Annotated in this window: 25 protein-coding genes; 15 read left to right on the forward strand and 10 right to left on the reverse strand. The window is 41.7% G+C overall.

Annotated elements, in window-relative coordinates:
- Positions 1 to 17: 17 nt before the first annotated feature.
- The 4 genes from ABJK37_RS01005 to ABJK37_RS01020 all read right to left on the reverse strand — a co-directional run bounded on the left by ABJK37_RS01005 (position 18) and on the right by ABJK37_RS01020 (position 3,512).
- Positions 18 to 584 carry a VOC family protein gene (locus ABJK37_RS01005; protein ID WP_348349186.1) on the reverse strand — a complete coding sequence of 189 codons (567 nt, stop codon included), beginning with the start codon at positions 582 to 584 and terminating at the stop codon, positions 18 to 20.
- Between the two features lie 106 nt (positions 585 to 690).
- A complete protein-coding gene (locus ABJK37_RS01010; RefSeq protein WP_348349188.1) occupies positions 691 to 1,389 on the reverse strand; it encodes a helix-turn-helix domain-containing protein in 699 nt (232 codons plus the stop codon).
- Between the two features lie 15 nt (positions 1,390 to 1,404).
- On the reverse strand, positions 1,405 to 2,418 hold the full coding sequence (locus ABJK37_RS01015; protein ID WP_348349190.1) for a VOC family protein: 1,014 nt from the start codon (positions 2,416 to 2,418) through the stop codon (positions 1,405 to 1,407).
- Positions 2,418 to 3,512: an extradiol dioxygenase gene (locus tag ABJK37_RS01020; RefSeq protein WP_348349192.1), complete on the reverse strand. Its 1,095-nt coding sequence runs from the start codon at positions 3,510 to 3,512 to the stop codon at positions 2,418 to 2,420. The genes ABJK37_RS01015 and ABJK37_RS01020 overlap by 1 nt, the downstream gene beginning before the upstream one ends.
- Before the next feature lie 68 nt (positions 3,513 to 3,580).
- Between ABJK37_RS01020 and ABJK37_RS01025 the strand changes: the two genes are divergently transcribed.
- On the forward strand, positions 3,581 to 4,711 hold the full coding sequence (locus tag ABJK37_RS01025) for a hypothetical protein (RefSeq protein WP_348349194.1): 1,131 nt from the start codon (positions 3,581 to 3,583) through the stop codon (positions 4,709 to 4,711).
- Positions 4,712 to 5,078: 367 nt separating this feature from the next.
- On the opposite strand, the gene ABJK37_RS01030 is transcribed toward ABJK37_RS01025, so the two are convergent.
- From ABJK37_RS01030 to ABJK37_RS01045, 4 genes are all read right to left on the reverse strand, one after another.
- The gene (locus ABJK37_RS01030; RefSeq protein ID WP_348349196.1) at positions 5,079 to 6,275 is read right to left on the reverse strand and encodes a hypothetical protein; all 1,197 of its coding nucleotides are present in this window, start codon (positions 6,273 to 6,275) and stop codon (positions 5,079 to 5,081) included.
- Positions 6,276 to 6,540: 265 nt separating this feature from the next.
- A complete protein-coding gene (locus tag ABJK37_RS01035) occupies positions 6,541 to 6,939 on the reverse strand; it encodes a hypothetical protein (protein ID WP_348349198.1) in 399 nt (132 codons plus the stop codon).
- Between the two features lie 269 nt (positions 6,940 to 7,208).
- Positions 7,209 to 7,982 (reverse strand): hypothetical protein, encoded by a 774-nt coding sequence (locus ABJK37_RS01040; RefSeq protein WP_348349200.1) that lies wholly within the window; start codon positions 7,980 to 7,982, stop codon positions 7,209 to 7,211.
- Positions 7,983 to 7,995: 13 nt separating this feature from the next.
- Positions 7,996 to 8,955: a hypothetical protein gene (locus ABJK37_RS01045; protein WP_348349202.1), complete on the reverse strand. Its 960-nt coding sequence runs from the start codon at positions 8,953 to 8,955 to the stop codon at positions 7,996 to 7,998.
- Between the two features lie 156 nt (positions 8,956 to 9,111).
- Here ABJK37_RS01045 and ABJK37_RS01050 point away from each other — a divergent pair, with 156 nt between their 5' ends.
- The 3 genes from ABJK37_RS01050 (at position 9,112) to ABJK37_RS01060 (ending at position 13,135) form a co-directional block, all read left to right on the forward strand.
- A complete protein-coding gene (locus ABJK37_RS01050) occupies positions 9,112 to 11,241 on the forward strand; it encodes a winged helix-turn-helix domain-containing protein (protein WP_348349204.1) in 2,130 nt (709 codons plus the stop codon).
- 132 nt (positions 11,242 to 11,373) lie between these two features.
- Positions 11,374 to 12,363, forward strand: a complete 990-nt coding sequence (locus ABJK37_RS01055) for a hypothetical protein (protein ID WP_348349206.1) — start codon at positions 11,374 to 11,376, stop codon at positions 12,361 to 12,363.
- A 229-nt stretch (positions 12,364 to 12,592) separates the two neighbouring features.
- Positions 12,593 to 13,135, forward strand: coding sequence for a DUF3365 domain-containing protein (locus ABJK37_RS01060; RefSeq protein ID WP_348349208.1), 543 nt, complete (start codon positions 12,593 to 12,595; stop codon positions 13,133 to 13,135).
- 415 nt (positions 13,136 to 13,550) lie between these two features.
- Here ABJK37_RS01060 and ABJK37_RS01065 read toward each other — a convergent pair whose 3' ends face one another.
- Both ABJK37_RS01065 and ABJK37_RS01070 read right to left on the reverse strand, forming a co-directional pair.
- Positions 13,551 to 13,787, reverse strand: coding sequence for a hypothetical protein (locus ABJK37_RS01065; protein ID WP_348349210.1), 237 nt, complete (start codon positions 13,785 to 13,787; stop codon positions 13,551 to 13,553).
- Positions 13,788 to 13,951: 164 nt separating this feature from the next.
- On the reverse strand, positions 13,952 to 15,133 hold the full coding sequence (locus ABJK37_RS01070) for a LysR family transcriptional regulator (RefSeq protein ID WP_348349212.1): 1,182 nt from the start codon (positions 15,131 to 15,133) through the stop codon (positions 13,952 to 13,954).
- Between the two features lie 140 nt (positions 15,134 to 15,273).
- Between ABJK37_RS01070 and ABJK37_RS01075 the strand changes: the two genes are divergently transcribed.
- The 11 genes from ABJK37_RS01075 (at position 15,274) to ABJK37_RS01125 (ending at position 25,978) form a co-directional block, all read left to right on the forward strand.
- Positions 15,274 to 15,960 (forward strand): 4-carboxy-4-hydroxy-2-oxoadipate aldolase/oxaloacetate decarboxylase, encoded by a 687-nt coding sequence (locus ABJK37_RS01075; RefSeq protein WP_348349215.1) that lies wholly within the window; start codon positions 15,274 to 15,276, stop codon positions 15,958 to 15,960.
- A 2-nt stretch (positions 15,961 to 15,962) separates the two neighbouring features.
- Positions 15,963 to 17,054, forward strand: coding sequence for a 4-oxalomesaconate tautomerase (locus ABJK37_RS01080; protein ID WP_348349342.1), 1,092 nt, complete (start codon positions 15,963 to 15,965; stop codon positions 17,052 to 17,054).
- 72 nt (positions 17,055 to 17,126) lie between these two features.
- Entirely contained in the window at positions 17,127 to 18,146 is a 1,020-nt protein-coding gene (locus ABJK37_RS01085) for an amidohydrolase family protein (protein WP_348349217.1), read from the forward strand.
- Positions 18,143 to 19,036 carry an amidohydrolase family protein gene (locus tag ABJK37_RS01090; RefSeq protein ID WP_348349219.1) on the forward strand — a complete coding sequence of 298 codons (894 nt, stop codon included), beginning with the start codon at positions 18,143 to 18,145 and terminating at the stop codon, positions 19,034 to 19,036. Before ABJK37_RS01085 ends, ABJK37_RS01090 begins: the two co-directional genes overlap by 4 nt.
- Positions 19,037 to 19,045: 9 nt before the next feature.
- Positions 19,046 to 19,435, forward strand: a complete 390-nt coding sequence (gene ligA, locus ABJK37_RS01095; protein ID WP_348349221.1) for a protocatechuate 4,5-dioxygenase subunit alpha — start codon at positions 19,046 to 19,048, stop codon at positions 19,433 to 19,435.
- Positions 19,436 to 19,437: 2 nt separating this feature from the next.
- Positions 19,438 to 20,277, forward strand: a complete 840-nt coding sequence (locus tag ABJK37_RS01100) for a class III extradiol dioxygenase subunit beta (RefSeq protein WP_348349223.1) — start codon at positions 19,438 to 19,440, stop codon at positions 20,275 to 20,277.
- Between the two features lie 15 nt (positions 20,278 to 20,292).
- The gene (locus ABJK37_RS01105; RefSeq protein WP_348349225.1) at positions 20,293 to 21,234 is read left to right on the forward strand and encodes a Gfo/Idh/MocA family oxidoreductase; all 942 of its coding nucleotides are present in this window, start codon (positions 20,293 to 20,295) and stop codon (positions 21,232 to 21,234) included.
- 18 nt (positions 21,235 to 21,252) lie between these two features.
- Positions 21,253 to 22,239, forward strand: coding sequence for an aldo/keto reductase (locus ABJK37_RS01110; RefSeq protein ID WP_348349227.1), 987 nt, complete (start codon positions 21,253 to 21,255; stop codon positions 22,237 to 22,239).
- 78 nt (positions 22,240 to 22,317) lie between these two features.
- Positions 22,318 to 23,958 carry a phosphoenolpyruvate carboxykinase (ATP) gene (pckA, locus tag ABJK37_RS01115; protein ID WP_348349229.1) on the forward strand — a complete coding sequence of 547 codons (1,641 nt, stop codon included), beginning with the start codon at positions 22,318 to 22,320 and terminating at the stop codon, positions 23,956 to 23,958.
- Between the two features lie 93 nt (positions 23,959 to 24,051).
- Positions 24,052 to 24,804, forward strand: a complete 753-nt coding sequence (locus tag ABJK37_RS01120) for a sulfite exporter TauE/SafE family protein (protein ID WP_348349231.1) — start codon at positions 24,052 to 24,054, stop codon at positions 24,802 to 24,804.
- Between the two features lie 139 nt (positions 24,805 to 24,943).
- On the forward strand, positions 24,944 to 25,978 hold the full coding sequence (locus ABJK37_RS01125) for an AraC family transcriptional regulator (RefSeq protein WP_348349233.1): 1,035 nt from the start codon (positions 24,944 to 24,946) through the stop codon (positions 25,976 to 25,978).
- The last annotated feature ends 266 nt before the right edge of the window (positions 25,979 to 26,244 follow it).

The following is a 26,244-nucleotide window of genomic DNA, read 5'->3' on the forward strand; positions in this document are numbered from 1 at the left end:
AAACTAGAAACTAGAAACTAGTCGCTAGCTTTAGCTGGCGCATCAAGTAATTGGTTTATTTCTATCCAGTAACCGTCTGGATCGCGGATCATCGATACCATTACGGCAATTTTACCACCACCGGCTCGAGGGTATTCCACAAGGTGGGGGGCTTCAATCACGTTGACTTTTGGTGAGACGGCTACGGCTTGCCAGCGTGTGTCCAAGTCTGAAACGTTCATCACAACTATGGGATCGCCAGGTACAGGTTCGTCGAACTTTTCTTGGCGCTGCGGCTTTTCAGGGTAAATATATTGCAACAAACCTAAGGCCCCAATAAAAGTATCGTTTGCTTGCATCAACACTAAGCGGCGTTTGCGGGTTTCACCGTTTTCCATTGGGCTGTTGATCATTTGGTCATAAATAACTTTTAAGCCTAACGCGTCGCGGTATAACTTAAGTGAGTTGTCGATGTCATTAACGATATAAGTGGTGCGCCTGATATCGACGGAAATACGTTGCTCTGCGTCAACAGGCTCAGCCAAAATCGACATAGATGGCATGGCACATAGCAACAGCAAAAAAAGCGGAAGTTTGATTTTCATTGGGTTATCCATTATTTATTATTAGCGTTATTTAGCAGCTATTAATATCTACGCCTTAGTAAAAAGGCGCATTGATAATAATCAAGTGTGTAGCAGTATTTAAAAGCTAGTCGGCGTAAGCTTTGAGTTTCTCTTTGTCTAAAACCGTAATTTGGTAGTTGCTTTCTATGGTGATCAGGCCGTCTTTTTTTAGTTTGCTAAATCCGCGGCTCGCGGTTTCTAAACTCATTCCCAGATAATCAGCTATGTCCTGGCGGCTCATAGGTAGAAAAAACTTATGGGTGCCACGACCTAAACGATGTTCCATATCTAATAAGAAATGCCCTAATCGCTGGTGAGCAGATTTTTGACCCATGATAAATAATTGGTCAAGGATCAAAGATAAGATGTGTCCAGTCACGTCATGGTAACGTTTAGCCACTGCAGGGTATTTATCAAAAATATCTTGCATCAATTGGCGACTGATCCTAATAACCACACAATTGGTTAATGCTTTTGCGCTAAAACTGTAGCTAACGTTTTCAGATAACCCCGCCAGATTACCTGTAAATAAAAACGCAAATACTTGCCTTGACCCAGAGGCAGTAGAACGCTCTAACATTAATGAGCCTGACTCCGGGATATAAATGTATTCTGGAACGTCCTTCTCCTTAAATACATACTCACCTTGCGCTAAAGATATTTCTTCGGCGTCTTCTGCCAGCTCATCGATAAATGCACTGGCCCCTTCAACTTCTTTAAAATGATTGCCAAAACAAGAGGTAAGAGAGGTTTTAATAACTACTTTATTGATATCGAGTGACATATATTCAGCCTACTTTTATTTTTTTGTACGTTCCTGATAAAACTCGATCCATGTTAGGTCTGGCGTTCTAATTGCCAGCATATCCACTTGTTCGTATGGAGGTAACTCCAGAGTCGCCCGAGACACTATTTTGACATTATTTTGTTGCAAATGTTTACTTAGCGCTGACAAATTGTCTACTGGAAAACGTAAGGTGACAATACCTAAATTAGGTGGAGAGGCAAGTTCACTCACATTTTTTCCCTGAGCACCATGAAATTGCAATAACTCTACCGACCCTTCATTTATTTTTTGAGGGTGCAAAATGTACACTGAACGAGGAATCTCTGTAGTGAGATTGTAAGGCAAGCCCAATACATTTGGTCCCGCCTCTTTACTGGCTCCTTTGTGTTCTAGGTACACCTGAAAGCCTAATACATCTCGATAAAACGCCAATGAAGTATCAATGTCATTGACGACTTGAGTCGAATTAAATACTCGGCTCATGTTTTTTACGTTGGGCCAGCCAGTTAAGGTAGGTTTGATTCGTTCAATCATTGCAAAACTAATACCGTCGAATCCAGTGGTAATCCATTCAGTCACTTCATAAGGTCCAAAAGTAAAAGAAACCGGATCACTGGTGCCGCGCCAACCTGCGCTTTGTAACGCTTGGCGCTTTTTAACCATGTCGGCTACACGTACATTCACGTCAAATATGCCACCTACGTCCCATGACTGGGTGTTTGCGCGAATGACTTTTTGAGGCACGTTGGCAATTTCAATTAAGCGCACATAACCGCGCTGCTCACCTTTGTTTGCAAGCAATACTTGAGTGATTTTAGCCTTTTCAGGAAGTTGCCAAAGTTGCTTTAAATTAGGATCAACTGGCGCCGAAGAGCGCACTTCCCAACCAGCATGGTCAATGTAAAATTGACTGGCTTTTTGAATATCCGAAACAATAAAGACTGTTTCTGTGAAGCCTTTGATATTAAAGCCTTGAGCATGAGACTGTAGGCTGAGAAGTAACAGTACTGCTAGCAAAACACGCATTATTTTAATTCCTCAAACACTTCGATTAAAAAGCCATTGGGAGCGCGCATAGTGGCGACTTTTTTATTACCAATTATGGGATCTTCAATAAGAACCGGACCACTAACAATTTCTGAACCATAAGTTTTAGCGTTGCTTAAGACTTGTTGTAGTGAACGCACAGGAAAGCTCCACATGCCTAAACCAATGTTGGGCAGGCTTGGGGCGTTTTTAGGTTTAATTGGCTGTATATTTTTAAAGTCTACAAACAACATGTGACCGGTTGTCGCGCCTTTACTGTAAACAATCGCAAATCTGAATTCAGTACCATTAGGTAGGTTCATGGCACCTTTGTCGCCGGCCGACTTAAATAACCTGTCTGAACGGATCTCAAGACCCAACACCTCGGTATAAAACTTTAAATGATTTTCGGAATCTGTGATTACTTGCGCCGAATAAGCTGGGCCCCCTTTACCGTTTTTGTCAGTTGGACCCAGTTGCGGCATACCATTACCTCGCGTGATCGCCACACCATGATTAAAATCAGGGGCGTTAAAAATGGTTTCGTCAATTTGATAAATGCTGCCATCGGTGCGAGGTATTGGGTAGCTTTCAAGTGCATTCAAAGCGCCAAAACCCACTATACGAATGTGTTTGTCTAATGCCACAGTATTGTTGTTAGGAAAACCTAAAGAGAACGGACCTAACTCCCGAGAATTCCAGCTATCGTGGATCGTTGGCATAGGTTTGTTTAACACTAATAAACGAATCTGAATCGCGCTATCAATACCTTTTCGATACAAGTGATAGGTCTGCCAGTCTAAATCATCTGGCATGTTCCATAACTTGCGTTGCGACGCTTTGAGTGAAGCAGAAACAGTTAATGGACCTTCAGCTGTCATCCCCATGCCGTCGCGGTAAAAAAGTAAACTTTGTTCAAGGGATACCGTTGCAATAGTCACTGTGTGTAAGGGCAGGGCAAGTGCATCTTGTACCTGACTTTTAGGTGCCAACGCATCTTTCGATGCGCCATAGGCATTTCCCATGGCAATTACGCTGCTTAACAACGCTCCCATGACTAATATCAAAAAGTGCTTGTTCAATTTCAAACTCATTTAAAATTTGTCCGTACAAATGTTAGTGTCGATAAATCATATACAACTAGACTAGAAAAGGTAACTAGATGCGGGTAATTACTGGTTTGTGGGTTTTGGGGCTGTTATTGAGCATTTCGTTGGGTAGCCGAGCCGCGTCAGGATCTCTTCCAGATACTGGTGTCAGTGGCGTTTACGAAGTAATGATAGGTACTGATGATGCCGAAACCTTACTCGAATATTTGCGTCAATTTGGGTTTCGGCAAATTGACAAAGGTCAAATAGTGGCAGAAAAATCCTTAGCGCTTTATGGAGTAGATAGTGGGTTAACTTCCTATCGCATGCAAAATGGTGACACCGATAGCCATGGCTTAATACGTGTTTTGGAGTGGGAAAACCTTTTAGGCATAGGGGTAGGGTATGCACAACCTGAAACGGTTGGGCAACGAATGATGGTGATGCGCACATTAGATATTTTTCGGATGTATGATGCATTTTCAGACGCCAGAAAAGCAGGGCAAAAGTGGTTACCCACCTCTCCGGTTTATGCTGACTTGTATGCCATGACTGAAGGTAAACCTGATGCTCTTAACCGCCGTGTTGGCGTGCGTGAAATGGCCATATATGGTGAGCTATTTAATCTAGTGTTGTTTCAGCGTTATGGTTACGTGATTGAAGGATATGGTTCAATTAAGCCTGACAGTCCATTGCAAACCAGCGAAATTACTCACAATGACTTTATTCTTGCGGGCAACACAGAAGCTGATATGCATTCACAAACTGATTATTACCGTGATGTGCTGGGTTTTAAACCAGAGGGCCCCGTTGTTCTTGATGGTGATTGGCAAGACGGCCCCAAAGTAGTTTTTAACATGGCCGAAGGAACTAGCCATTATTATCGTGGATTTGTTAGCCCTAACAATATTTCAGGCAAACTCAAATTTTTCGTTAATCCGGATCAACGACCAGATCGCAGTGCGTTTCAAAAACCGGGATATACAGGTATTACCTTGCATTCATTGTTTGCTGAAAAACCTGAATTGATTAAGCAGTTGGCGCAACAACAGGGTATTAACACTACTAGCGTGCAAACAAACGAGTTTGGTGAAGAAAGTTTTGTATTGCGGGGCCCTGATGGTTCAAGTTGGCAAATATTGCCTAAGCCAAAACTGTCCACACCAGCGGTAACTGAACTAAATTTTACTACCACCATTCATTAGATAATATTAAGCGCTTTTTACGGTAATGCCGCTCAGTTAAGAAAACTTTTAATTATCGATTGATAAATTATTTTTGTAAAAACAATAAAAGTGGATTCCGGCCAAAAGACCGCCGGAATGACGAAGCTGAGGGATGGCAGTAGAGGCTGCCGGAATAATGGTAATCCCTCCTCCCACTTGTCATTCCCGAATGCTTTTATCGGGAATCCAAGGTTAAATAGATTGACTGGCGTTCCATCAAAAAAATCTGCTGCACACCTTAAGTGAACAGCATTAAATTTTACGGCGCTCAGTTTGCGCTTAGACTAAAGCTCAGGGGTAACCTTAGGTTGTAGTTATATCTGGTGCTTGCTCTCATTGGCGGCTTTTATTCTACCGACGTTCCGAACAGGGTAATTGCGAGCCCCAAAATACCAAGACATGTAAAACCCGCTCCTTTGAACGACAAACCACTCTCTGCATAGCGCCCTTTGGCTGCAATGAAAGCTTGAAGTGCATAATAAAATGCAAACGCTCGAGATGCGTAACTGATAATCTCAAATATACTCATCGCCCAAGTTAATACTAATCCAGTGGTAACCAAAAGTGCATAACCAGCTCTTGGTGAAATCCGACCTTTAGTGAGCTCAGTAATCAAACCGCCAGAGCCTCCCGTGTCTGCCACTGCGGCGCTAAATTGTGCGCTGATAGCGGCAATAATCAACAGTACAGGTAAAATAGGCGCCACTACTGCCATGAGTTCAATGATGGCAGTTTCACTTATGGGTAGGTTTTCAGGAATAAAAAGATAGCTTAAAAACACTATGTATATCATATAGATAGCTGTAGAGGTCCATTGCGCAAACTGCATGGAACGAACCCTTGTAAGTGGCTGGTATTCGTCGCCAATGTACCTTGATGTTTCAAATCCCTGGACTGTAACTAATAACCCTGCAGCCAATACAACAGCTTGCCAACCTGTTACCGTCGCCGAACCTCGGACTAATTCACTGGCAATAGCCTTGTCGATGAAAAACCACCCAAGTCCAAATAAAAGCCCCGCGATGATAGACAGTTTTATTCCTACAGTGATCTGTTCCATACGCTCTAATGCATGAAATCCACGTGTCCAACCCACTATCAGTATTATTGCAAAGACGGCAGAGGTAACGAGTTGCCCATGGAAGGCGTCATTTACTGACGTCATACTTACCGCAAATGAGCCGAGCAAATTTAAGTAATACGCAACCGAAATAATATAAGCAAAGGCTAAGGCCCACGATGCAATGGTTTCAAGTTTATCCTCAAGTTTCGTGCGGACGCCGCTAAGTGACGCGAGTCTGATTATATTGAAGCGGATTGCCGCACCAAAAAGGTAAGCAACAGTGCACAATGTGACCATTAGCAAGGCTGCGTATTGTCCAAAGGATGCCACCAATATTGGACCTAAAACTAAAAAACCACTGCCAATAATGGACGCTAAAGGGGTAATTGCTGCGCGCCATAATAAGTTGTTGGCTACTTTGGGATACAGTAATAAGGCAGCGGCAGTGATAGCCACCAAAAATATTAGATAATTAAGCATTCATTCTTTGAGTTATTGTTGTTTAGCGCACTGGTATTAAGCCATACACGAAAATGGCCATTAGATTCATTGTGAATCCGTCGTCTTTATGGAAGAGAATTTTATGGTATGCGTCAGTGAAATACTAGCGCTATGGCGCACTGCCGTATTTATTGGTTGTTTTCAAAGAGTGGATTAATTGTGCTGAGTTATGTTGCGAATACCCATTAGAAAGGACAAATTTAATGTCAATCTAAATAGACTAAGACTAAGACTAAGACTAAGACTAAGACCAAGCTTCTTTATCTAATTCGGGAAAACTTACTTTGCATTCCCCTGGCTTTACACCGTCGACTCTAGCAAAACCATTTCCGTCTAAGGTACCTTTAGCAATAGACCCATCTGGTAATTCAATTTCGTATTTTTCACCAGAGACAGGGGCGTCTTCTTCATCTAACATTTCGATTTCGATCCAACTGGTATTCTCTTTTTGTTGCTCTGGTGTTTGGTTTTCAATTGCTTTATGAGCAGGAGCAACGGTTGAACCATACTTACCTTTTTGGGTATCGACTTGTTTAGCTTTGGTCTCTGCCACCTTTCCTGGATCGGCTACATCTGCCTCAAAAGCTTCAACTGGAGTGGTGGGCGCTACACCAGTGACTTTTTTTCCACCTTTGGCTTTCATATATCAATGCTCTATTTTTCACTCTGTTTGATAATCTACTACCTCGCTCTAATCTTAAAAACTATGAGTAGGTAACCGAATAATTGGAGGATTAACTGAATTAGTCTTGAGGTTATAATAACAAATGGCGTTGCCATTTATTGATATTCCTTATCACGAAAACTCCGTCTAAACAGTAGTAAATACCCCTAAATTTTGCAAGGGGTATCTGTGATTCAATCGGTTCCATGAGCGAATTTATCAATACTCTAGTGGCATCAGTTTTGATGTTAAGGGCAGGGTAAATGTATATTGTGAAAATCTAGTGCGACGGTTTTCAATTTTTGTTGGATGTCTTCAGTTACATCTATTTGCGGTAAATACCCCAGCACATTTGCCGGTTTTGAGGTGACAATTTGGAAAAACACATAGGCGGTCAAAAGTGCGCCGTTAAGGTTTGAGTGATTGCCATCTGCTGCATGTAACTTTATGTCTGGGTGTCGCAACTGAAATTCATCCCAAACGGGCCCGACGGGTGCGACACATGCAGCTTCGTTGTTTGCTATTTGAAGGTGTAATTCGTAAATGCGCTGCCCCTCAGTTTTATTTTGATAACGTGGCCATTCAGGAAACATTATCGGTGTTCCACCCAGTTTTTTTATCTGCTTAATCCAGTTTTGCGCGGCGGAAGTGGAATAGAAGTAACGCCCAGAGGTGGAGTATTTTTGTGCTTGAAGAAAAACATGGGTCCAGTTGCGAGCATTTAATGTTTCTAAGGTGACGCCGTCATTCACTCTTTCATCTAAAAAACGGTAACCTGGAGCGAGCACTGTATTTGCCGATTTTTCAGGTTCAGCGGCCGCAATTAAAGTGCTTACTAAATTGGGTAAACCGTTGGCTGAACTGTGGCTATTGCCAATAAATAACAATTCATAATTTGCTTCAGGCATTGTGCTTAATTGAGATATCTTGGCGCTATGACTTGTGCCATCAGAACTGCAGCCATTCAGGCCTAACACTAGTAATAACGTTAGGCAAATTAGCCATTGAAAACCTTTATTCATCATTTACTCCTTTTTATAAAGTGGGGTTTTTGGCTTTTGGTTTATGCACGGTTTTAAATAATCGATAAACAAAGGTGCCGCCAGCTAAATCACCACTGCCACTTTGCACGATTTTTTTATATTCACTGCCATCATTGAGTACTCTATATACCGCATTTGAAGTATTGAAAATAAAATGTGAGTCGCCGTCTTTTTGCATTCCAGTAGGCCTGCCAACATCTGCCAATACGTCTTTAAAATTACCTTCAAGATCAAAGATCATGATTTTATTGCTACGCTCTGCTGTGACTAGCATTTCTTGGTCCCGTAGCAGTATGCTTCTTGGTGCATCTAATCCTTCAGTGCCAGCCGAAACCACAGTTGTGGCGGTTTTATCTGTTAAATTGAGTTTAATAATATTGTCACTGTCGTAGCCTGGCAGATACAAGAATCCATCATTACTGATGGTCATACCCACATCTATGCCTTTGATTAGACCGTTGTCAGGTGGCAATATTTGCTCAACTATGGTCCATGTTTGGGGATCGATTTTTACCACTTCATTGGTTCCGTAGCTTGCTGCATACATTTGCCCATTTGCGCCCATTAACGCGCCTACAGGGTTTTTAATAAAGTTGTTTTCGACAATTTCTGTGGTGGGATCATCACCCATTACCACTTGTGCGACACTTAGTGTGTTGTAATCAAATTTGAGTAACCTGCCATTGGTTTCGCTGATCACCAAAACGTCACCGTCTGGTGCTTGTAATATGCCAAGTGGGCCGTCGATCAGATTTTGACTATCCAGATCACGAATAAAGTCACCGCTACAGCCGTCATAGATTTTTACGTTGTTACGTTTCCAACTGCTCACCAATAAAAGTGAGTCGCAGCTGTTATCACCTAGTTTAGGTGTATTCGAAAATGCAGAGGTGGACGCCAATAAAAAGCTACAAAATATGCTTGCCAGTGATACTGAGGTAAGTGGGTACATTTTAGTTCCTTAAAGGATTAACTAAGAGAGTTGCATGGATACAATGGAACTTTAGACATTAACCAGCAAAAAACCTTCGGGGAGCTTCTTAAAACCCTCCTGAAAACCTCCTGATGTTTAATTTTGTAGACTAAATACTGATAACTATTTGTTTTAATGTACAATATTCGGATGATGACTGATTCCAATTCAACGCCCAAGTTAATCTATCATTTTGCAGATTGGCACTTTAATCCTGTGGATGGACTGTTAAGTTCCAAGCAAAAATCACTGCGATTACAGCCAAGACTGTCGCAGTTATTGCAATTATTATTGAGCAATCAAGGTAATTTGCTCAGCAGAAATGAATTGATAGAGGTAATTTGGAAAGACAAGTTAGTCAATGAGGATGCACTTTCAAGGTGTATTGCCGAGTTACGAGCAGCGTTAGGCGATAACACAGCTAAGCCTATTTACATTGAGACTTTGCCTAAAAAGGGATATCGGTTTATTCACGAGGTACAGACACAGTCAAATAATCCTTCTGTTAAAAGTGTTACTCAGTCTGTCATCAATTATAAATACGCATTAATAATGGGAATTTGTTTCTTAAGCTTAATTTATATTGTTAGTCAGTTTGCTAAAACTAACACTCCTTCAGCGGCGCTTAAATCGGCTTTAATCACAGCGCAAAGACTCACCACTGATAGCGAATTTGAACACCAACCGGCCTTGTCTAGTTTAGGGGATAAGATCGCGTTTTCTGTCACCCAGCAGCAAAGAGTTATTGTTAAGGTACTGGATCTCGATGGGGAAACGCTGTTCGAAATACGCGATCCTAAACAGCATTTAGTTTCTGCTACGTTTTCTCCCGACGATAAACAATTGTTAGTGGCAGCTCTTTCAGATAAAAGCTGCACTGTGTATGTGTATCAATTACCGTCCTTGCAACGAGAACCTTTAACTTCCTGTCTTTCACCGAACTCTGCGGGGATAATTGATTGGTCAGCAGACGGTCAACTTATCGCCTATGTTAATCGCGATGCTAGTACCAAAGATGATGATGCTTCTGAGGTCGCCGCTATTTGGCAATATAATGTTCAAAGCAAGCAACATCGACAAATAACCTTTCCACAGCAACAACATATTTTTGATACCCGTCCACGGTTTTCACCTGATGGAAAATACTTAGCCTTCACCCGTGGTAACGATTCGATTCGTAATTTACACCTTACTCAGCTAGGCAAACCAGAGACCACTACGGTCGCAACAAACTTGACCCAAGAAGCCGCGTTTATTACCAGTTTTAGCTGGCTGAAAGGTAGCCAAGGGCTGCTTTACGATAGTAATGTGTTAGGAGATAGAAACCTGTGGTTAGTAGATATTAATCAACAGCAAAAAGAACTACTTGGGGCGAGGGATGCTAAATATCCAAGCCTTGATAGCCAAAACACGCGATTGGCATTTCACGAAGTGCGTTATAACGCCAATATTTGGCAGCTTGATTTAACCGTTGATAATCCTAGCTCTGAACCTATTATTCAGTCGATAAAATATAACAATTTCCCACGCTATTCTCCCGATGGTAAACAGATAGCCTTTGTGAGTAATAGAAAAGGCAAAGCCGCTATTTGGTTATATTCCCTCGAGACAAAAAAGCAAAGGCAAATATTGGCGATAGAAGACGCTGACCTAGTGTTACCCAATTGGTCATTTGATGGCAGTCATTTACTGGTGAGTAGTCGCAGTGCTACAGGGTATCGCTGTTATCAAATCAACCTAGCCAGCAAATTGTATCAACCTCTTTATGGCATGTCTGGGCAATACCATGGTTGTCACTATGCCGCTGATGGCAATATCTTTGCTATTTCGAAACAGCCAGAGGAAACCTCATTCTTAATTAAAATTACTCAGCAGGGGCAGGTCACACAACTAAGTGATTTTAGTGTCGAACGGTTACACATTTCCAAGAATAATCAAATAGTCTATTCTCGAACAGATAGTAACGCCCTGTATTCTATGGAATTCAATGGTAACAATCAGCAAGTGCTTATTGATCATTTAGATTCACAAGTGAAGGACTTCTGGAGTGTGCAGGGCAACTATTTATATTACGCTAAACTCGGCGCTGACAAAGGCATCTGGCGAAGTAGTTTAGTAAAAAATGATGACCTAAAAATCACCGATATATTACCCACAGCAATAGGGGTGCCATTAGCCGTCAGCCCTGACCACAACTATTTGATTTATAGCCAAACAGATAGTCGACAAGCCGATATTTATCTAGCTGAAATCCCTAACAGTTAATAAACCCGTTTTTATCTAAAGATTGCAGGCTCTCGAAAGCGACTCGTTTCAGGGGCGTCTTAATTTTTGCTGAAAAAGTTTTAGTAAAGTATCTAACACTTTGGCAGATAACGTTTGATGAGGGGTATTGTTATGATGCAAATTTCTAGTCAAGAGACTCATGTTAATCATGAGTTCGAGCGTTCTCACGAGCGTGAAATTATTGCGGTTAAAAATGTCAGTCAAACAGATGGTTCTGCCGCGCGAAGCGAACAAACACAGTCCACAACCTTGGAAGATGAGGCTTATAGCGTTAGCTTATCGCCAGAACAAGAGGTTCAGAAAAGAGCCATCGAAAATCTAAGTGGTAGAAAAATCACTATTTACGGCGAAAACCAACAACTTAGTCATACATCTACTAGTGAATCCAACACATTCTCTTTTTGGCAGCAATTCAGCAGCCAAGAGACAAGGTTGCAAGGTCATTTAGTTAACGAAAGCAGTGTGTTATCGGTAAGTGAAAGGCTCTATGAGTATGAACGAATGGACTACAATACCACTTTGCAACTAGAGGATGCGCAAGGTGCAGTCACTTCAATGAGCTTGTCGCTGAGCTATACCAGAGAGCTAGACATCGAACAACAGTTAACTTTGACGGCTGCCGAGTTTACTGATCCGTTAGTGTTAAACATTGGCAACAAAGCACAGTTATATGCCGAAGATAAACAGGCGTTTGACTTAGATGCTGATGGACAAAAAGAATTGATCCCAGAATTGGCATCAGGGGTTTGGTATCTAGCCTATGATCGAAACCAAAATGGTGAGATTGACAACGGAACAGAGCTTTTTGGCGCGCAAACGGGACAGGGGTTTACTGAATTAGCCGAGCTTGACGATGATAACAATGGTTTGATTGAAGCAGACGACGATTTATATAAAGCGCTTAGTCTATGGGACGGAAAAAACTCATTGATGTCCTTAGCCGATGGCGGGATCCGAGCCATTTCACTCAACGCGGCAAATACCCCATTCACATTTACCGATGATCGTGGAAATGCTATTGCGCAAATACGCCAAACCAGTGTATTTATGACCGACAACAACAGCCTAGGCGCAATACATCAGGTAGATATCGCTGTTTGAGCATTGATCTAATCACAGTTTGTAGATTTAGATGCCCACAAAAGACCTCGAAATCCAATCAAATGTCATAATTGTCCTAGGCTTGTCAAAACTGTCATTAACTTTACGGTGTGAAGTATTAACCTCTTATTTATCAGTTGTTTAGGTCTCTCCTAATTAAGGCCCGACTTTTGCTTTGTATCAATTTTAATGATTTCTAAACCCCATTGCCTTTAAGAGTGATAATAAAATGCGAAAACTACTACTAATAACTTTGACATTCACGTCAATAAATCTCGCCTATGCGCAACAAACATTAGAGAAAGCGGCATTAATCAAAGTAAAGCAGTACTCAACAGAGCTAAAAGCCGCTTTGCTCGGCGCGATTCAACAAGGAGGGCTGGAAAATGCAGTTGAGGTTTGCCAATCGCAAGCTCCACAAATAGCTAAAAATCTATCGTCCGATGGCTGGCAAATTAACAGAACTAGTCTAAAGGCAAGAAATGAAAACAATCAACCCGATGCATGGGAAACCCAAATGTTGATGCAGCTTGATAAAACCTATAAAGAGATAGGCAAAAGCAAACCTGTAATCGTAAGTAAGATAGAGGAAAATACATTTCGCTACATGCAAGCTATACCTACCGGCCCTTTATGTTTGAGTTGTCACGGCCAATCGGTTGCCCCGGAGTTGCTCGAAAAAATCCAACAACACTATCCAACCGACTTAGCAGTAGGGTTTACATTAGAAGATATTAGAGGCGCATTTACGTTAAGTAAAAATATGCAGTAGAAGGGCATAAGAGACCTCCAAATCTAGCCATCAATCCATAACTATTTGATGCTGCCTTATACCTTTTCCACTAAGGTTCGTAATCTAGTTTGAGTATTCAATATACTAGGAGTAATGGATAGACTGCTGGGTAGTCAGAGTTTAATTGTCCTGTGTTTGGTTTTATCATGGTTGGTAGCGTTTAGGATAACGAATACCGTTAGTGCTTACTTATATACTATACCGATAGTGGCGCAAGTAGTGTGAAGTGGTCTTGCATTAAGAGGTAGGCCAACGGTTCGGTAAGGTTTTCAGAATAACGAGTAATCGCATCTAACTGATTTTACAGTTGTTATCTTGGATATTTTGTTAATTGTTCTCGCTGAAGTACCACTTATCTATTACATTGGCAATATTTTTAACATCAATTGATGTATTACTGCACATAATTATTAGACATAGCGACATTCAATTCAGCGTTCGCTAATCCGTAACCTTTTTTGATCAACGCCTTTCCATTTTCAAAAACACCGACCGAACATCCCGGTTCATTCGCTGGAATAAGTGATTTGAGTTTACCGTCTAAGGAAATAACTTTAGGTGGGACAGCAAAAGCATGAATGTTCAGAGTGAAAAGAAGACAAACAAAAACTAACCGAGTGAAATTTTTCATAGAAGAGGCTTTCCTTAGATTTTTCAATGAAGATTGATTTTAAATTTATAAATTGCTAAATGATATTACCTTAGTTTAAACCGCATAAAAATTAAATCGCAAAGTCAGCGATCTTGGAATAAGAAGGGGCAAGTCTAAATTAAATACTAGACTCAATATGTTTATCACATTACCAACTGCGCGATGATTTCTAAAAAGCGACTTTGCATCTGTGTCGGACGCCATGTCTTGCGCATGGTTATACCTATCTCTCTATCCGTATCTGGTAAGGTCATGGGGCAAACAACAAGTAAACCGGCGCGTACTTCCACTTCTACTTGTCGGGCGGGTAACAAAGCGGCGCGTTCGCTGTTGAGCAAAATTCCACGCACTGCTACTAAAGAGCTACATTCAATCACATGGGATGGCGGCGCTAAACCACGACTCACAAATATCTGACTGAATACGTGGCGAGCTGGTGTGCTTTTAGCTGGCGCTACCCAATCGAGTTGCTGTAATTCGGCGGCTGTGATGGATTGGCGCGTTGCCAGCGGATGATTGGCTTTCACTACTATACTTAGTTGATCTTTAAACAACTGGCGCTGCACTGTATCTGGATTTGGGGAGCGTAGGGCACCCACTATTAATTCAAGTTGCCCATGCAACAGGCTATTAAATTGCTCACCGTAGGGTCCATCTACAATGGATATACTTGCTTCGGGGAACTCATCATTAAGTTGTAACACGGCTAAGGGTACAAGCCCTGATCTAGCTAAAGGCAAACTACCTATGCGCAATGAACCGTTTACTTGACCATTAAACTCATGCATTTCGTCGATGCCTTGCTGTAATTCTGCAAAAAACAAACTGGCGTAACGGCGCAGTTGTTTGGCGCGCCAAGTGGGTTCTACGCCTGTCGGCGAGCGTTGTAATAACGCTTGTTCACAAAACTGTTCAAGATCTTTGATGGTGCGGTGCAAAGTAGGTTGCGACAGTCCTAGGTGTTGGGCGGCGGCAGTATAGCTTTGTAATTCTACAATATGGATCAATGCTGTCAGTTGCCTACTAGTGATTGCGCGCAGAAACGTTTGGCGTTTCGCCTTGTCGTTGGCAAATAAAATGCTGACAAATTCGTGTAAGTGTTCAAAGGCGCGCTCTATTCGCAACAAAAATAGTTCACCGACTTCAGTAGGTCGCATACCTGCATGGGAGCGACTAAAAATTGCATGGCCAAGTTCTGACTCTAACTTATTAATACCTTGGGTGAGAGCAGATTGAGTCAAATGGATTTGATTCGCAGCCTGACTCAATGTGCCACATTCTTTTATTTTCATGGCACAAAGTAAATGCCGTGTATTGATATGCATAGCAAGGTATCTAACAAGTTTTAAATGAGTAATTATTCCATTATAGAAAAAATTAATGATCTAAGACAGCTTTCTAAAGTTATTTATACGTAGGCTTGGGCCATACTCTCTATCGTTAAATGACTTTACTAGGTGAATTTATGGCAATTTGTGTAACTGATATTCCTCGTCCAGACAAAACAGTGGTGGCTAAGTATCAAGCTGCCGAAGTCGCTACAGTGCATGAAGCGCAAGGGCGAAAAGGCCTACTAGCTGAATATATGCGACCTATTTATAAACCAGCAAAAATTGCCGGCCCAGCAGTCACATGCGAAGTGGCACCTGGCGATAACTGGATGATCCATGTTGCGGTTGAACAATGTCAGCCAGGTGATGTACTAGTAGTTAAACCAACCAGCCCTAGTGTTGACGGTTTTTTTGGCGATTTATTAGCGACCTCCCTTAAAGCGCGGGGTGTACTCGGTTTGATCATAGAAGGTGGGGTGCGTGACACAGCCACCCTTACAGAGATGAATTTCCCTGTCTGGTCAAAAGCCATTTTCTCCCAAGGTTGTGTTAAAGAAACCATTGCCAATGTCAATGTACCTATGACTTGTGCTGGGGCTTATATCCGTCCTGGCGACATGATTATTGCCGATGAAGACGGCGTGGTTGTGGTGCAACGGGAAGAAGCAGAGAGTGTCATGTCGAAAGTAGAGCAACGTATTGCTAATGAAGAGTCGAAACGACTGCGATTTGAAAAGGGGGAGTTAGGCCTAGATATTTATAACATGCGTGAACGTCTTGCTGCCAAAGGTTTGGTTTACGTTAAGTACGACGAGCAATAGTGATGCATGCAAACCATGACCAGCAAGTTATTCCCTGTTATATCATGCGTGGTGGCACGTCTAAGGGCTTGTATTTTCTTGCCTCTGACTTGCCTTCTGAGCCTGCTTTACGTGACCCACTATTACTGAGTTTAATGGGCTCACCAGATGATCGCCAAATTGATGGTTTGGGAGGCGCCCATCCGCTTACCAGTAAAGTGGCTATTGTGAGTAAATCGACTCGCGCCGATGCCGATGTGGATTATCTGTTTCTTCAAGTGGTGGTGGATAAAGCTCAGATCAGTGACGCGCAAAATTGCGGGAATATTCTTGCCGGGGTCGGTCCTTTTGCCATAGAGCAAGGTTTAGTGGCAGCGGATGAAAATTATACCGATGTGCGTATTCATATGCTCAATACTGGCTCTAATGCCGTGGCACGAGTGCAAACCCCACAAGGTAAAGTGACCTATACTGGTGAAGCTAAAATAGACGGCGTTCCCGGTGCTAGTGCACCAATATTAATCGACTTTTTAAATATCGCTGGTTCTAGTTGTGGCAGCTTGTTCCCTAGTGGAAATAGCCAAGATCTGATAAATGATATTGCTGTGACTTGTATCGATAATGGCATGCCAGTGGTATTGCTCAAGGCCGCCGATTTCGGCTTGTTAGGTCATGAATCGCCCGCTGAATTAGAGGCCAATCAAAGCCTCAAAGAAAAAATTGAAGCTATCCGTTTAAAAGCGGGGGAGTTAATGAATTTAGGTGATGTCAGTAAAAAAACCGTTCCCAAAATGACCTTAATTTCTAAACCTTTGCATGGTGGTTTACTGAATACTCGTAGCTTTATTCCCCATAGGGTACATGATGCCATAGGTGTCTTAGGATCGGTCAGTGTCGCTACTGCCTGTGTGCTGAAGGGCACTGTTGTCCACGATTTATTACAACAAAACTTTGCCGACGGCAGCGTAGAAATAGTGGTCGAACATCCTACTGGTCAATTTAATGTAGAAATGGAAGTGAGCGGCAGTGCCGATATCAATCACTTCAAAATTCATCGCGCCGCTTTATTACGTACCGCCCGGTTGTTGATGCGTGGCGAAGCCATGGCGAATTAGCAAGCCATGGCTGAAAATTATTAATGTTATTACGGACAAACAAATCAGTCTCCGAATCAAGAGGAATATAATATGATCATTGATTGCCACGGCCATTACACAACAGCGCCTGAGCCATTACAGCTTTTTCGTGAAGCGCAAATTAAGGCGTTTAAGGCAGGTACAGCATTACCTGAAGTACCGTTTATTAGCGATGACCAAATCCGTGAGAGCATAGAAAAGAATCAAATTAAATTGCTTGATGAACGTGGTTTAGACATGACAATCTTTTCGCCGAGAGCGTCTGCTATGGCTCATCATATTGGTGACGAAGCTGTATCTAAGCAATGGACCAGTGCTTGTAATGATTTAATTGCACGAGTTGTAGATTTGTACCCTGAACGCTTTATTGGTGTTTGCCAATTGCCACAATCGGTAGGTGTACCCATTAAAAACTCTATTGAAGAATTAGAACGTTGCGTGACTGAAAAAGGTTTTGTCGGTTGTAATTTGAACCCTGATCCATCTGGTGGGCATTGGAATTCGGCACCATTAACAGACCCTAGTTGGTATCCGTTTTACGAAAAAATGGTTGAGCTAGATGTGCCAGCGATGATCCATGTATCAGGTTCATGTAATGCTAATTTTCACGCTACTGGTGCTCACTACATGAATGCCGATACCACAGCATTTATGCAGTTTTTGGAAGGAAATTTATTCAAAGATTTCCCAGAATTACGTTTTATTATTCCTCATGGTGGTGGCGCTGTACCTTACCATTGGGGCCGTTATCGTGGGTTAGCGGATATGCTTAAACAGCCACCTTTGCGAGAACATGTAATGAATAACGTGTATTTTGATACTTGTGTTTATCATCAGCCGGGCATCGATTTACTGTTTAAAGTTATCGACCTTAAAAATATATTGTTTGGTTCAGAAATGATAGGTGCCGTGCGGGGCATAGATCCAGAAACGGGTCACTATTTTGATGATACCAAACGTTATGTAGACGGTTTAGATCTGACTGAGGCACAACGTACACAAATATATTCAGGTAATGCCCGTCGAGTGTATCCGGGGTTAGATAAAAAATTAAAGGGGATGGGATTATGAGTGAATTTGTAATGGATGCCAATTGGCTGCATTGGCATCAATCACCGTCAAAACCTAGTTTTCAGGTACCAGCAGGTGCAGTTGACGCTCATTGTCATGTATTTGGTCCCGGTAGTGAATTTGGTTTTGCTCCTGAACGTAAATACACTCCATGTGATGCATCAAAACAGCAACTTTGGGACCTACGCCAATATTTAGGCTTTAGCCGTAATGTCATCGTGCAGGCGACTTGCCATGGAGCTGATAATAGTGCTTTGGTTGACGCCTTAGAAGCCTCGAATGGTTTGGCCCGCGGCGTAGCGACCATAAAAGAAGATATTTCAGAAGCTGAGCTTGATAAATTGCACGCAGCTGGTGTGCGAGGTGTACGCTTTAATTTCGTAAAGCGTTTAGTTGATGCATTGCCTTTTGATTCCTTAAAGCGTATTGCCGATAGAATTGTTACCCGAGATTGGCACATAGTGATCTACTTTGAAAGTCAAGATTTACCTGAGCTTTATGACTTCTTTACGAGTTTGCCTACCACCTTAGTTGTTGACCATATGGGGCGTCCAGATGTGAGTAAACCTGTAGATGGTGATGACTTCGCATTATTCATAAAATTTATGCAAGAAAATGACAATGTATGGTCAAAGGTCAGTTGTCCTGAACGCATCTCTATTGTAGGTCCTGACAATAATTATTTAGACGTTGTGCCTTTTGCTCGTAAAGTGGTTGAACACTTCCCCGACCGTGTTTTATGGGGGACTGACTGGCCTCACCCAAATATGAAAAGTCATATGCCAGATGACGGTAAATTAGTGGACATGATCCCACTTTTTGCACCCACTGCTGAGTTACAGCAAAAGCTATTAATCGATAATCCAATGCGTTTGTATTGGTCGAAATAAGGAATACATATGGCTATTGATAAACCTTATAAAAATGTGCCGGGTACCACCATATTTGATGCCGATATGGCACGTTTAGGGTTTCACTTAAACCAGTTTTGCATGTCATTAATGAAAGCGCCTAATCGCGAAAAATTCAAGCAGAATGAAAAAGCCTATCTTGATGAATGGCCAATGAGTGAAGCACAAAAAGAAGCGGTCATGGCGCGAGATTACAATCAAATGATGAGCCTTGGAGGCAATATCTATTTTCTGGCAAAAATATTCTCAAGTGACGGTATTAGTTTTCAAGCTGCAGCATCAACTATGACGGGTATGACGCAAGAAGAATATGCGCAAATGATGTTATCAGGAGGACGAGTTCCCGATAGCAGCAACACATTACAGAAGGATAGTTAATTATGGCTAAAATTAAAGCAGGTGTGGCGACATCTCATGTACCAGCTATTGGGGCCGCTATCGATAATGGTTTGACACAAAATGATTATTGGAAACCTCTGTTTGATGGTTATGAATACGCTAAAGAATGGATAAAACTACAAAAACCTGATGTGGTTTTACTTGTTTATAACGACCATGCTACCGCCTTCGATTCTAATTTGGTGCCGACTTTTGCTATAGCAACGGGCGAAGAATTTAAACCCGCCGATGAAGGCTGGGGGCCGCGTCCAGTGCCCAATGTTAAGGGTTACCCTGAATTTGCTTCCCATATTGCGCAGTCGGTAATCCAAGATGATTTTGATTTAACAGTGGTGAATACCTTAGATGTTGATCATGGATTAACGGTGCCATTGTCACTCATGTTTGGGCAGCCAGAAAACTGGCCTTGTAAAGTCATTCCTATAGCAGTGAATGTGGTGCTTTACCCTACACCATCAGGTCAACGTTGCTACAACCTAGGTAAAGCATTGCGTAAAGCGGTAGAAAGTTTTGATGAAAACCTAAATGTACAAATTTGGGGGACGGGCGGGATGAGCCATCAATTACAAGGCCCACGGGCAGGTTTAATCAATAAAGAATTTGATAATGCATTTTTAGATGACATTGTGAATGACCCTGAAAATCTAGCTTTAAAACCCCATCTTGATTACATCAATTTGGCGGGTTCTGAAGGCATAGAGTTAATCATGTGGCTTATTATGCGTGGTGCTTTGAATGACAATGTTGACGTAAAACAGCGCTTTTATCATGTGCCCGCCTCAAACACGGCTGTTGGCCACCTGGTGTTAGAAAATAAATAGATTTGGAGAGTTAACATGAAAGTAATAGTAGTAGGCCCAGGTGCCTTTGGTATAAAACATTTAAACGGTATAAAAAATATCGACGGTGTTGAAGTCGTCGCCTTAGTAGGCCGCACACCAGACAAGACTCAAAAAGTCGCTGATGAATACAGTATTGCACAAACTTTTACCAGTTTAGAAGAGGCATTAAAAATAGAGGCTGATGCAGTCATTCTATGTACGCCTACCCAGCAACATGCCGAGCAATCTATTCTTTGTATGCAAGCGGGCAAACATGTACAAGTTGAAATCCCCTTGGCTGATAGCTGGGCTGACTCTCAAGCGGTAGTCAAAACCCAACAAGAAACCGGCTTAACGTGCATGGTGGGTCATACTCGTCGTTTTAATCCTTCCCATCAGTGGGTTAATCAAAAAATTACCGCTGGTGAACTCAATATCCAACAAATGGATGTGCAAACTTATTTTTTCCGTCGTAAAAATATCAATGCCAAAGGGGAAGCCCGTTCTTGGACAGATCATTTGTTATGGCACCATGCCGCTCATACCGTGGATTTATTTGCATATCAGGCTGGCAGCAAAATTGTTAAAGCCAATGCAGTGCAAGGGCCAATTCATCCCGAGTTAGGCATAGCGCTGGATATGTCGATTCAGTTGCAAGCTGAAAATGGGGCGATTTGTACTTTGTCATTATCGTTTAATAATGATGGTCCGCTGGGCACCTTTTTCCGCTATATCTGTGACAACGGTACCTACATAGCCCGTTATGATGATTTAGAGGATGGTAAAGGCACAGCCATAGATGTATCAAACGTGGATGTATCTATGGACGGTATTGAATTGCAAGATCGTGAGTTTTTTAGCGCAATTAAAGAAGGCCGTGAGCCTAATTCAAGTGTCGGCCAAGTATTGGCTTGTTATAAGGTGCTGCACGATTTGGAGCAGCAGCTTAATAGTTAAAAAAGCAGGAGCTTGATCATGTCACCTCGAAGTATTGCCCATCAAAAGCTCAAACCAATAGGTTTGGGCTGCATGAATTTGAGCCACGCCTATGGTACGCCTCCTTCTGAAAAAGAGGCAATTCAGCTGTTGCATCAAGGGATTGATTTAGGCGTGGATCACTTTGATACTGCTGCCCTTTACGGATTTGGCAATAACGAAAAGCTACTTGGAAAAGCCTTAAAATCCCATAGGCACAAATTCTTTTTAGCCAGTAAATGTGGCATGACGGGCGTGGATGGCAAACGTGTGATTGATGGTCGCCCTGTCACGTTAAGAGCAACTATTGAGCAGTCTTTAAGTAATCTGCAAACCGATGTGATTGATCTCTATTATTTACATCGCTGGGACAAAAATGTGCCTATTGAAGACAGTATAGGTGAGTTAGCACTGCTCGTGGCCGAAGGTAAAATCAAGTCCATTGGTTTGTCTGAAGTATCCGCTGCTACTTTACGAAAAGCACATCAAGTGCATGCCATTGCTGCAGTACAAACCGAATATTCACTGTGGACTCGTAATGCAGAAATATCAGTGCTTGATACCTGTCAAGAATTAGGTGCTGCTTTTGTGGCATTTTCGCCCCTAGCACGTGGTTTTTTAAGCGGTCAGGTAACAGGTAAAAATGCCCTAGTTGAAGGTGATATCCGCAGGGGCATGCCGCGTTTTCAAGCAGAACATATGCAGCGTAACTTACCTTTAATAACCGAGTTGAAATCCTTGAGTAAAGAGCTGCAATGTACTTTGGCTCAGCTCAGTTTGGCGTGGTTACTTCATCAAGGTAAACATGTCATCCCCATTCCTGGAACAACTCAACTGTCTCATTTAACCGAAAATATGGCGGCCAGTGAGATTAGCTTAACTGATAAGCAGTTAGCCTTATTAGATAAGGTATTTGATTACAAAAAGATTAGCGGTCCACGTTATCCCGCAGCGACGCAAGTGGAAATTGATACTGAAGAGTTTTAGTCAATTTTGATTAATCCAAACACATAAACAACAAACACTTACTTATTTAATGCAACTACAGCAAGGAATATTATCAATATGGGCGCTTCACAAAAATCAGTAGTGAATAATGAGGAAACTGCTATTGATTTGTCTAGTTTAGGCATAAGCAATACGACTGAAATACTTTATAACCCTAGCTATGAACAATTATTTATTGAAGAAACCGCTCCTACATTAAGTGGTTTTGAAAAAGGATTGGTTACTGAACTTGGTGCTATTTCAGTGGATACGGGGATATTTACCGGTCGCTCTCCCAAAGATAAATATATTGTTTTAGATGACACTACCCGCGATACGATTTGGTGGTCTGATCAAGGTAAGAATGATAACAAAGCTATGTCTGTTGAGACTTGGTCTCATTTAAAAGGTTTAGTCACCAAGCAGTTATCTAACAAACGTTTATTTGTTGTGGATGCTTATTGTGGAGCGAACCAAGATACCCGCTTGAGCGTGCGCTTTGTCACTGAGGTGGCTTGGCAAGCACACTTTGTCAAAAACATGTTTATTCGCCCTAGCAATGAGGAACTTGCTACCTTTGATGCTGATTTTATTGTAATGAATGGCGCTAAAGTGGTAAACAATAAATGGCAAGAGCAAGGGCTAAATTCAGAGAATTTTGTCGCTTTTAATCTCACTGAAAAAATCCAGATTATTGGTGGCACTTGGTACGGCGGTGAAATGAAAAAAGGTATGTTCTCAATGATGAACTACTTTTTACCGCTGCAAGGTATCGCGTCGATGCACTGCAGTGCCAATGTGGGTAAAAAGGGTGATGTAGCGATCTTTTTTGGTTTGTCTGGTACAGGAAAAACCACTTTGTCTACCGATCCTAAACGTCAACTTATTGGTGACGATGAACATGGCTGGGATGATAACGGCATATTTAATTTCGAAGGCGGCTGTTATGCAAAAACAATCAACCTCAGTCAAGAAAACGAACCTGATATTTATCAAGCCATTCGCCGTGATGCATTATTAGAAAATGTCGCAGTTGACGACAGCGGAAAGATTGATTTTGAGGATAACTCTAAAACTGAAAACACCCGTGTATCCTACCCAATCCATCATATCGATAATATTGTCAGCCCCATTTCTCGCGCTGGGCATGCTAATAAAGTTATCTTTTTAACCGCAGATGCGTTTGGTGTATTGCCGCCTGTGGCTAAACTCACTCCCGAACAAGCTGAATACTATTTTTTATCGGGCTTTACGGCAAAACTGGCGGGAACAGAGCGTGGTATCACTGAACCTAGTCCCACCTTTTCGAGTTGTTTTGGCGCGGCGTTTTTAAGTTTACATCCTACAAAATATGCAGAAGTCCTGCGGCAACGTATGCAGGCTGCAAACGCCCAAGCTTACTTAGTTAACACTGGTTGGAATGGCTCTGGTAAGCGAATTTCTATTAAGGATACTCGTGCCATTATTGACGCCATACTAGATGACTCTATAGAACAGCATGCTAGCTGTAATTTACCCATTTTTAATTTGCAGATACCCAAGTCCATTGAAGGTGTGGATGCAAAGGTATTGGATCCACGCAATACTTACACCAGCACTGCAAACTGGGAAGTCAAAGCCCAAAACCTTGCTGAACAATTTATTAGTAATTTTGTTAAGTTTACCGATGTCAGTAATGGTAAATCACTGGTTGCTGTGGGCCCCCAGTTAAACGGCTGACACACTATTGTAGATTGGTACGTTTGTTAGCATAAAGTTTGGAGGATGAATAAAGTGAAAGTGTCCTTTCAATACAAGGCTTTATACTTTTAGATGGAGTTTTTCAGCAACGAAATGTTAAGCCCAACCGTGGCCTTCGCCTTTGTCATGCTTGCAGGTTTAACTTCGTTTATCACTGCCGCGTTTGGGGCTGGTGGTGGTTTATTGTTGTTAGTGGTGATGGCCTCTATGTTGCCAATGGCTGTGGTGATCCCCGTGCACGGATTAGTACAACTGGGATCTAACGCGAATAGAGCGGTAATGACCTTTAAACATATTGATTTTAAACTATTAGCTTATTTTTCGTTAGGAAGCGTGGTTGGAGCGCTGCTATCCTCGCAATTGGTCATGATGATCCCTCTAGACACCATGAAAATATTTATCGCATTGTTTGTGCTGTATCTACTTTGGATCAAGCCAACTGCTACTAAACAAAGCTCTTATGTCGCCGATAGTCTATATGGTTTATTTACTACGTTTTTGTCGATGTTTGTCGGCGCTAGTGGGCCACTTGTTGGTAGTTATATTTATTCAAAAGGTTACGATAAGTTGCGTTTTACCGCTTCTTTTTCTAGCTGCTTAACTTTTCAGCATAGTTTAAAAGCTATTGTTTATACTGCAGTAGGTTTTTCGTTTTGGCAGTGGTTACCCTTAATTGCCGCTATGATAATAAGCGGAACTCTTGGTACTTGGCTGGGGTTAAAACTGTTAAAAAAATTAGCGAATGAAAAATTTAAGTTAATATTTAAAGTGATTTTAACCCTGCTATCTCTGCAGTTGGGTTGGCAATTTGTAGCAAGCTTGTAGAGCCATAAATTTGAATGAAAACGGACTTGTCGGATAAGTGGTTAACTCACTGAAAAAAGTCATGAGTCATTTTAAGTAACAGAACGACAGATGACTAACTCAATTTTGATTAATTTACCCTAAATCTATTCAGGAAGTGATGATGCATAATAAAGGCGAATACGGTACCGCATGTAATCACTATATAAGCGCCTTGTACCACTTAGCCAACAAGATTGGATTAGATGGCGACGCCTTACTTGTTGCCGCGAATATCGCCAAGGAAGTGATCGACAAGCCTGATGTCCGGGTGAGGACGGAAGACTTATCGGTCTTTCAAAAGTCCTGTTGGGACAAGTCAAAAGAAGAAAGTATGGGGTTATCTCCGGTCAGGTTAGAGCTCGGTACTTATTTTATGATGGGTAAATTAACCGTCAATCAACCCACCCTACAAAAAGCCTTGGAATTAGGTGTGCGGTTTTACAACCTAGTGACCCGATTTGAATTTATAAGCTTAGACATTGGGCCAGAACATACTGTGATATCTGTTAATAGCGTTACACCAGCAGAGGATTTTGGTCATCTATTTGCAGAAATGTGTTTGTTAGCTTGGCATCGTTATGCATCTTGGTTAATTGCTGATTCCTTGCCGTTAACAGAGACTCGTTTTAATTATCCTAGTCCGCAACATGCCAGAGAATACAGTTATTTATTTCCGGGTAGTCATAAATTTGATTGCAGAACGCTTAGTTTAGTCTTCCCCACTCAATATTTGTCTCGTCAAGTGAAACAGAGTGAAGGTTCACTTAAGTCTTTTATGCATCATTGCCCCTTAGAGTTATTTCGCCAATATAAAGCCGACTATAGTGTATCTGCTGAAGTAAAACGTATATTGAAAAACACAATATGCAATGGCAATACCTCAATTGATGACGTAGCGAAACAGTTGTATATGACAACCCGTACGATTATGCGCCGGTTAAAAGATGAGGGAGCGTCATTTCAACAAATTAAAGATATTGTGCGGCGCGACAAATCCACCAGTTTATTGACTCTATATTCTTTGCCTATTAAAGAGGTGGCTGAAAAAGTAGGCTTTTCTGATCCTGCTGTATTTACTCGCGCCTTCCGAGGCTGGACTGGCCTTTCCCCTCGTCAATATCGTGATAATTTTAATCGCAGTCTGGATGAATAAATCGTAAACGTCAGTCACCAATGAACTCATAAACCTTTTTATGAGTGTATTTTTACAGTTTTTAATTTTGATTCTTTAATGTTTCTAAACATCTTCCCGTTAGGTATTCACTGCATAACGCTTTAATTTAACCTTACTTTAAAGCAAATATATCGTAATTTTAGGCCTTTCTAATTGTCAGATATTACGCTCTATTTTTGTTTACTACCTTTTATTATCCATTTTTACAAATCAATTGTTTGGTAAATAACGTTTGTTCTCCACTA

The organism is Paraglaciecola sp. (assembly GCF_039964565.1).
Lineage (GTDB): Bacteria > Pseudomonadota > Gammaproteobacteria > Enterobacterales > Alteromonadaceae > Paraglaciecola.